The organism is Pedobacter sp. 10L46_2, from assembly GCF_056395165.1.
On record NZ_JBFTIZ010000175.1, the window covers coordinates 1 to 8,563 of the forward strand.

At 38.3% G+C, this 8,563-nt stretch carries 8 protein-coding genes and 1 pseudogene; 6 read left to right on the plus strand and 3 right to left on the minus strand.

Annotated features, from left to right (window positions below; translation table 11 throughout):
* The 3 genes from AC1DDX_RS17485 to AC1DDX_RS17495 form a co-directional block, all read right to left on the minus strand.
* Nucleotides 1–649: ABC transporter permease (locus AC1DDX_RS17485; protein ID WP_477622336.1), on the minus strand; the 649-nt coding region annotated here is incomplete at its 3' end.
* Nucleotides 646–1,275 carry an ABC transporter ATP-binding protein gene (locus AC1DDX_RS17490; protein ID WP_288878769.1) on the minus strand — a complete coding sequence of 210 codons (630 nt, stop codon included), beginning with the start codon at nucleotides 1,273–1,275 and terminating at the stop codon, nucleotides 646–648. The genes AC1DDX_RS17485 and AC1DDX_RS17490, both read right to left, overlap by 4 nt.
* Nucleotides 1,276–1,447: 172 nt before the next feature.
* Nucleotides 1,448–1,828 carry a MerC domain-containing protein gene (locus tag AC1DDX_RS17495; protein ID WP_172659655.1) on the minus strand — a complete coding sequence of 127 codons (381 nt, stop codon included), beginning with the start codon at nucleotides 1,826–1,828 and terminating at the stop codon, nucleotides 1,448–1,450.
* A gap of 121 nt (nucleotides 1,829–1,949) precedes the next feature.
* On the opposite strand from AC1DDX_RS17495, the gene AC1DDX_RS17500 reads away from it, so the two are divergent.
* From AC1DDX_RS17500 to AC1DDX_RS17525, 6 genes and pseudogenes are all read left to right on the plus strand, one after another.
* Nucleotides 1,950–3,152, plus strand: a complete 1,203-nt coding sequence (locus AC1DDX_RS17500; protein ID WP_288878771.1) for a GTP-binding protein — start codon at nucleotides 1,950–1,952, stop codon at nucleotides 3,150–3,152.
* Nucleotides 3,153–3,164: 12 nt separating this feature from the next.
* The gene (locus AC1DDX_RS17505) at nucleotides 3,165–5,267 is read left to right on the plus strand and encodes a TonB-dependent receptor (RefSeq protein ID WP_337716510.1); all 2,103 of its coding nucleotides are present in this window, start codon (nucleotides 3,165–3,167) and stop codon (nucleotides 5,265–5,267) included.
* A 40-nt stretch (nucleotides 5,268–5,307) separates the two neighbouring features.
* The gene (locus tag AC1DDX_RS17510; protein WP_172659658.1) at nucleotides 5,308–5,946 is read left to right on the plus strand and encodes a hypothetical protein; all 639 of its coding nucleotides are present in this window, start codon (nucleotides 5,308–5,310) and stop codon (nucleotides 5,944–5,946) included.
* 79 nt (nucleotides 5,947–6,025) lie between these two features.
* Nucleotides 6,026–7,222 carry a serine hydrolase domain-containing protein gene (locus tag AC1DDX_RS17515; protein WP_288878773.1) on the plus strand — a complete coding sequence of 399 codons (1,197 nt, stop codon included), beginning with the start codon at nucleotides 6,026–6,028 and terminating at the stop codon, nucleotides 7,220–7,222.
* A 146-nt stretch (nucleotides 7,223–7,368) separates the two neighbouring features.
* Nucleotides 7,369–7,944 (plus strand): RNA polymerase sigma-70 factor, encoded by a 576-nt coding sequence (locus tag AC1DDX_RS17520; protein ID WP_172659660.1) that lies wholly within the window; start codon nucleotides 7,369–7,371, stop codon nucleotides 7,942–7,944.
* A 92-nt stretch (nucleotides 7,945–8,036) separates the two neighbouring features.
* Nucleotides 8,037–8,563, plus strand: a pseudogene (locus AC1DDX_RS17525) (hypothetical protein); the annotation flags it as partial.

Below are 8,563 nucleotides of genomic sequence, written 5' to 3' on the forward strand. Positions count from 1 at the left end.
TTGTTGAATCATGATCATGTTCTTCCTTTTCCTCGTGATCGTGCATCTTCCAGACGCTCGAAATGTTCGTTAATATCAGATTGTCTGTTACATTTCCTTGTGGTGTTAAAATGCCCGCAACTTTATAGGCATGGGTTTTATGGATATCCGTACTTCCTGTAAGACCATGTGCGCCATAAAAAGTATCACCTATTTTAAGCTTTTGATTTTTAGCTATGGAGCTTCCAATAGTGGTTTCAAAATCGCTTTGCCAGAATTTACCTTCTTTAACCTTAAGTTTATAAATACCAACAAAATTACTGTCGGTGCCCACAATACGGACGCCATTATAATTATCTCCAAGGGCTAATGGCACTGCTTTTTTAACAAAAGGACTTCTAGCCAGTTCCTGAGCCTCTTTTAGAGGGATATTGCCTGTAGGGAAATCGATGTAATAAATACTGCTCAATATAAGCTGCAAGGGGCTCCCTTTGGCGCCTACTACCAGGTCGATATCCTTAGAGTTGTTTTCCAGCTTATCACTAATTTGCTTTGAAGCAAGTAGCAGTATGGTTAATATACCAGTTCCAAAAGCAATCAAGATAATGTTCAATACTGATGATAATGGTTTAGACCAGATGCTTTTCCAGCTTATCTTTAAAGGGCTCATGATAATTCGTAGGTGTTTGTAAACGCGTCTTTAACTCTTTTGTCGTGTGTAGCCACAATAAGTGTAGCCTGGTTAATGCCCGATTGGTCTATTAAAAGCTCCAGCACTGCTACGGCATTTTTGTCATCCAAACTTGACGTTGGTTCATCTGCGATCAGTAATGTTGGTCTGTTAATTACCGCCCTTGCAATAGACACACGCTGCAACTGTCCCTGACTCAGCTCACTTGGATAGGCATCCTTTTTATCCGCTATGCCTAAAGAAGCTAAAACTTCCTGTACCCTATTTAAGTTGGTTGGAAGATTTGCAAAACTTTGCGCCATAACAAGATTTTCCTTTATCGTAAGACTTTTTATAAGGTGTGGACGCTGGAAAATGATCCCAATGTTTCTGCCCCTAAACTGATCCAGGTGTTTTGAAGACAAATCATAAATAGAAGTGCCATTAATAACAACACTACCTTGCCGGGGCTTTAAAATTCCTGTTAAGATATGAAGCAATGTAGTTTTACCACTTCCCGACGCACCAAGCAGTAACCATTGAGATCCATCATCTACCTGCCAGTCTTTAAAGCCTATTTTATGGCCATTCTCATAGTTATGAGCTACCGCATTTAATGCAATCATACTTAATCTTAATTTTTAATGTGGCTTTTTAAATAGTTCATGTAAAGCTGCCTGCCATTTACTTTATCATGTTTGCAACCTGGATTTATCATGCTTATAAAAAGCAAAAACGCACCAAATATTATTTTTCTGTTCATCACTTCTGTGGTTTGTAAAGTTAGCAAATGCAATTTTATTTATGTGAGCAGCTGCGGCTGTATTTCCAGTTTATATAATGTGCAAAGGCAATGGTAAAACCTCCCGTCGGGATTAATACAGCCTCCATGTTTTCTATTAGGTAATGCCCTGTTGCTATCATTGCAAAACCCATTACCAGAATTATAATAGGCAATAGTCTTTTATGTTTAGGATAGGAGGTACTTAGTGAATACACGCCAATAAAGAGTGATAAGCCTATCATGGTCATCTCTACCCAGCTATGGGCTAAAAAACTAAGGCCAAACAATGGTAATGTAGTAAGCACGAAGGGCAACACTGCACAATGAATTGCACAGGCTAAGGAGGCGGTCATCCCCAACTGGTCTAATTTTTCGGATTTAATAAAGTGCTTCATATTGTTTAAATATATTTTTTGTACGCGTTTCAACTGGTTTTGAATTGTGATTACAAATATAAACGCAATTTTGTTGCATTTGTAATAATAAATAAAATATATTTGCAACACAATTGCATTTATGGAACAGAGAAAATTACCCGTAACCGTGCTTAGTGGATTTCTTGGTAGCGGTAAAACCACTTTATTAAATCATATCCTTAATAATAAACAGGATTTAAAAGTTGCGCTGATAGTGAATGACATGAGCGAGATCAACATTGATGCAAGAACTGTTCAGAACGAACATAAACTATCAAGAACAGAAGAGCGGCTTGTGGAAATGAGTAATGGATGTATCTGCTGCACGTTAAGAGAAGACCTGATTACCGAAGTTGAAAAACTGGCTAAAGAGGATCGCTTTGATTACCTGATTATTGAAAGCACAGGCATTTCTGAACCAATTCCGGTTGCCCAGACCTTTAATTATGTAGATGAAAACCTGGGCATAGACCTCAATAAGTTTAGCAGACTAGATACAATGGTAACGGTGGTAGACTGCTATAATTTTAAAAAGGATTTTGGGACTGATGAACTTTTGCTGGATAGAGACTGGGTTGATGACCAGGTAGACCGCAGAACTATTGTAAACTTGCTGATCGATCAGATTGAGTTTGCAAATGTGATTATCCTTAATAAAACCGATCTGGTTAGTGAAGAAGATCTGAAGCTGATAAGGGCCGTGATCAGAAAACTTAATCCCTCTGCAAAACAAATAGAGAGTGTATATAGTAAAATTGATCTTAAAGAAATCCTAAATACAGGATTGTTTGATTTTGAAACCTCATCGCAAGGCGCGGGTTGGATTAAGGAATTAGATACAATTCATGAGCCTGAAACAGAAGAATATGGTATTAGTAGCACCGTGTTTCGCTCATCAAGACCGTTTCATCCACAGCGTCTATGGAACTATCTAAATGTAGATTTTCCAAATAACATTCTAAGAACCAAAGGTCTGTTTTGGATTGCGGCTCTGCCAGATTATGCACTCAACTTCTCCCAGGCAGGAGGCTCCCTTAAAATCGAAAATGCAGGAAACTGGTGGGCAAGTATGCCTTTGCAGGAAAGACTCGGCTATACAGATTACCTGGAAAACCGGCAAGACATAGAAAGCAGATGGGATATGGGTTTTGGAGATCGTTTAAACGAGCTTGTTCTTATTGGACAAGATATGGATAAAGACCAATTGAATGATGAACTAACCTCGTGTTTATTGAACCATAAAGAGCTGATTTGCTTTTGGCAGGGAGAGAAATTTGAAAATCCCTTTGAAAGGGTCCTTTAAAACCTTTTTTTTATGCTGAGAAGATTACTCTTAATTCCTGCTTTTATCGTTTTGCTTTCCGGATATGCACAAGCTCAAGTTCTAATTGATTCGATTAAACTGAAAGAAGTGAGTATTGTGGATAAGGTGAGGCCCATTAGCAGAACCAGTATTTCTGTAACGCTCTCAGAAAAACAACTTCAGCAAACCAAAGGCTCTGGACTGGCTGAAACCATTAAAGAGGTTCCGGGGGTAAGTATATTAAAAACAGGCTCAACCATTTCCAAGCCTGTAATAGAAGGAATGCACGGCAACAGAATACTGATCCTAAATAATGGAATCAGGCTCGAAGCTCAACAATGGGGCCTGGAACATGCTCCCGAAATAGACCCCTTTCTTGCCAGCAGAATTCATGTGATAAAAGGAGCAGAGTCAGTAAGGTATGGAGCTGAAGCAATTGGAGGAGTAATTATAGTAGAACCTCCTTCTTTACCCAGTTCAGCTGGTATATCAGGAGGGCTTAACCTTATAGGCGCATCAAATGGCAGATTGGGTACCACATCTGGAATGCTTAATGGTGGATTAAAATCATTACCAGGCTTTGGCTGGCGATTACAGGGAACACTTAAAAAATCGGGTAATGTACGCTCAGCCGAGTATTACCTTGGTAATACCGGAGTTCAGGAGTTAAATTATTCAGCAGCAGCAGGGTATCATACAGGAAAGGCTTTATATGAAGTTTATTATAGTCGCTTTGGTACTGAGTTAGGTATTTTATATAGCGTGCATGTAGGCACAAGGGAAGATATTGATGCCAGAATAGCAATAGGCAGGCCACTGGAGAACTATGGATTTACGTATAACATTTCTGCTCCACGCCAAAAAGTTGTACATGATTTATTCAAAGCTAAAGCTCACTATGACTTTATTGATCGACAGTCTTTAGATATAACGTATGGTTTTCAAAAGAATCAGCGTAAAGAGTATGATTTCAGGAGGGGTGATAGGGAAGCATTGCCTATTACAGATCTGATTTTGAATACCCATACGTTGGACATGGTTTTTGAAAAGCAAAACCTGAACGGAACAAAACGCTTATATGGCTTCAATGGGATTTTTCAGGTGAACAATAACATTCCCGGAACATTGGCAAATACATTTATCCCAAACTACGATAGTTTTACCGGCGGTATTTTTCTGATTCAGCGTTGGTTAAAAAATAACTTTGAGTTTGAAGGTGGACTACGATACGACTTTAAGCTATTTGACGCTGCGGGATATAGGTACGCTAACAATGGTGATGAAAGTTCAGAGATTACAGAGCAATACTACGGTGGGCAGAGCAGGTTTCATAATATTACCGGATCGTTTGGGACACTTTGGAAAATTAACCTTTACTGGCAACTAGGCAGTAACTTAGGTTTAGCCTGGAGAGCACCTACTGCCAATGAATTGTTTAGTAACGGACTGCATCATGGTGCCGGATTATATGAAATAGGCGACCCTAACATTAAAACAGAGCAGGGGTACAAATGGATAAACGCTTTAAAATATTACAGAGAAAAACTAAATTTTACCCTTGATGCCTATGCTCAGTATATCAATAATTACATCTATTCTGAACCTGATAAAACTTTCAGACAAACTGTAAGTGGTACCTATCCAATATTCAGATATAAACAAACCAATGCATCATTTTTTGGTACAAGCCTTTCAGGTACTTATCGCTTTTCTGAGGTGCTGTCCTATAAATTCAATGCTGCACTAATCAGGGCGCGAGATCTTGGTAATCGTAAATATCTGCCTTACATCCCGTCGGACAGGGTAGATCAGTATATTCATCTCGATTTTCAATTTAAGAACTTAAATAGTGCCTGGATACAGGCAGGACACAGCTTCGTTCGTCGGCAAACCCGTTATGAGCCCGAAAGCGACTATGCCACTCCCCCAGGAGCTTATCATCTTTTTCAGCTTTCAGGCGGAACAACGATTAAGGTTGGGGAGCAAGAGCTGGGCTTAAATCTTAGTGTAGACAATTTATTTAACACCCTTTATAAGGAGTATATGAATCGATACAGATACTATACTCATGATATGGGAAGGAATATCACCATACGACTTGCCTATAACTTTTAACCGAATAAATCTTATCAATTACATATAATAATTTACAATTATGAACAAATTACGCAATTACTCATTAGCAATTTTAGTAGCGCTTATCGCACTCACATTTAATGCCTGTAAGAAGGATCCCAAGCCAGAAGTGCCGGAAGAAGAGATTGGCAAAGCAGAACTTACTTTTCTTGAAGTTGAACGCGAGGAACATGGGGATCATTATCATTATAACCCTATTGCCGAAGCAAAGCCAACCATTATAACTTTTGATAGTAAAGGCTTGCCTCCTATAGGTACACACCTCCATCTTACAGAAGGTAAAACCTACAAACTAACACTTAAATCATTTGATTTTGCGAATCGTGAAATGCAGCAGGAATTTCTAGAAAAACACAACATCCATCAGGCATTTATATTAGGTGCACCCGATGGCATTTTAACTTATGTTTATGCCGATAGGGATAAGGAGAATAAGAAAATAAATGTTGGAGTAATGGGATATTTAACGGTTGATGAGCATACAGAAACAGGCTTTACCTTCCGTTATGTACTTCGCCACCTTAATCCGGGAGTAAAGGCCAGCATCACGGCAGCGAACTGGAATGATATCAATTTTGCCTCAAAGTTTGCGGGGGCTAACGATTTGGATTTAAAATTCGAATTGCACCCAGTGCATGAAGGGGAACATGAACATTAAAAAATAAACTTGTAACAAATGTCATTGTTAGGAGACAAAAGGAAGCATAGAACATATACTTTTGAATAAATAATAGCTTATGAATAAGTCATATCCGGCAATGATAGCCTTTCTGCTTTTTATTAGCAGTCCAGTTTTAAAGGCTCAGCAGATTAAAAAGATTGATGGAACCTCGATTAGTGTTGATTCACTTCGAAACAAAATTTTATTCTTAATGGACAAGGCCAAAGTTAAAGGACTTGAGCTGGCAATTTTCAATAAAAATAAAGTAGTCTATAAGGAGGGGTTTGGTATTGGCAATGATGCCGCGGTGAAGTTACACCCTTCTATGAGCATTTACGGTGCATCTTTAAGTAAAACCGTATTTACAGTATTGGTGTTAAAACTGGTAGAAGAAGGAGTAATCGATCTGGACAAGCCACTACAGGATTATTTACCAAAACCCATCTACGAATATCCTCAAAAAACCAAATGGCAGGATAATTATAACGATCTTAAAACAGATACGCTTTATAAGCGTATCACTGCTAGAATGTGTCTGGATCATACTACTGGATTTCCAAATTGGCGATGGGATAATTCCGACCAAAAGTTACGGGTTGCGTTTATGCCTGGCAGCAGATATAGTTATTCGGGCGAAGGAATGGTTTATTTGCAAACAATAATTGAGAAAATTACTCAAAAATCTTTAGCGCAACTTATGACGGAAAAAATATTTGTCCCTTTTAATATGAAGAACTCTGCTTATACCTGGTTACCGCGATTTGAAACCGATTATGCACTTGGATATAACCAGGAGGGCAAAGCATATGAGAAAGACAAAGATAATGAGGCACGTTCTCCAAGTACTCTTGAAACAACACTTGATGACTATTCTAAATTTGTAGAAACATTACTGCAAGGCCATGCACTTAAGAAGCAATCACAACAAGAGATGTTCCGCCCACAGTTCCGTTTGCGGTCTGTTACCCAATTTGGGCCATTGTCTCAAAAAGACACCAGTGCTAACGACGGGATATCCTTAAGTTATGGACTAGGTTGGGGTTTACTTAAATCGCCTTATGGCTGGGGTGCCTTTAAGGAAGGCCACGGTGACGGATTTCAGCATTATTGTATTGTTTTTCCTGAAACCGGCACCGGCATAGTTATAATGAGCAATAGTGATAATGGAGAAAGTATTTTTAAGGATATACTTGAAATAGCCATTGCCGATAAATATACCCCTTGGAAATGGCAAAATTATATTCCTTATAACTATAATTCTCTTCAAGAATAAAGCGGAAACACCAAATTAAATTTCGCTCCCCTTAGCGTCCACAGAATTGGTAAGCACGATTTTTCGTCGCTTATCAATTCTTTTCAAATTAATTTATTAATATTGAGTTTAAAACGAACTCGGATTCGAAAAGGGGATAAGGATTTATGATCAATTACAGCACATGCTTTGACCAGGAGCTTGTCCTCTTATTAAAAGATGACGATGATGCTGCTTTTAAGGAGATCTATCTGCGTTATGATAAACTTCTTTTGATCTATGCTTATAAGAAATTACGGAATAGGGAAGAAGCAAAAGACCTTGTTCAGGATGTATTTACTTGGTTGTGGAATAGCCGCAAAGATTTCTCTTTAAACACAACCTTGTCTGGTTACCTTTATAAATCGGTACTTAATCGAATTTTTGATGTGGTTAAGCATAAGGGTATCATTAGAAAATATGTGGATAGCGGAAAACATTATGTTGAGATAAGTAATGAGGACACAGATTATTTAATCCGTGAAAAAGATATTGCACTGCTAATAGAAAAGGAAATATTAACGATGCCTCCCAAAATGCGTGAGATCTATACCTTGAAGAAGAAATACTTTCTAAGTACTAAAGAGATTGCTACGGAACTCAGCCTTTCAGAACATACCGTTTCAACCCAAATGAAGCGCGCACTAAAACACCTTAAAGTTAAACTTGGTATTATAGTTTTATTCGTAACTGTCGGTTTTTGATTTATTTTAAATCTTTTTTTTGTCGTTGTACCTAATGGCTTCTTTTGAATCGTCTTAGTCTTTAATAAGGGTTAAACCGGGAATAAAAGACCATGCAAAAAGACATACAAGCCATATTAGATAAAGTGAGTTCAGGAAATGGAACGGCTGAAGAACAGCAGATTGCCAAATACTGGTTGCACCAACTTCACCAGGATGATGATTCCGAGTTTTCTGAAACGGACCTGGATGCGCTTAGCTCTGAAATGTGGCACGAAATTCAGAAGAAAAGAAAAGCAGAAAGCCCAGGAAGACGCTTTTTATGGCCAGCAGTTGCTGCGGCTGCCTGTTTGATTTTAGCTTTCTGTACTGTACTGTATTTTTATCACGATGGTACATCAGATGGTAATAAAATTGCACAAGTATTATTTCAGGATATTTCTGCTGGAGGAAATAAGGCTTATTTAACTTTGGCAAATGGCAAAAAGATTAGTTTAACCGATGCATCTAGCGGTACAATAGCTACACAGGCCGGTATACAAATTACCAAAACATCGAGTGGACAACTTGTTTATACGATTGCTAATCAAAAAGCAATAGGAAAAAACGATTATTATAATCGTATTGAAACACCCAAAGG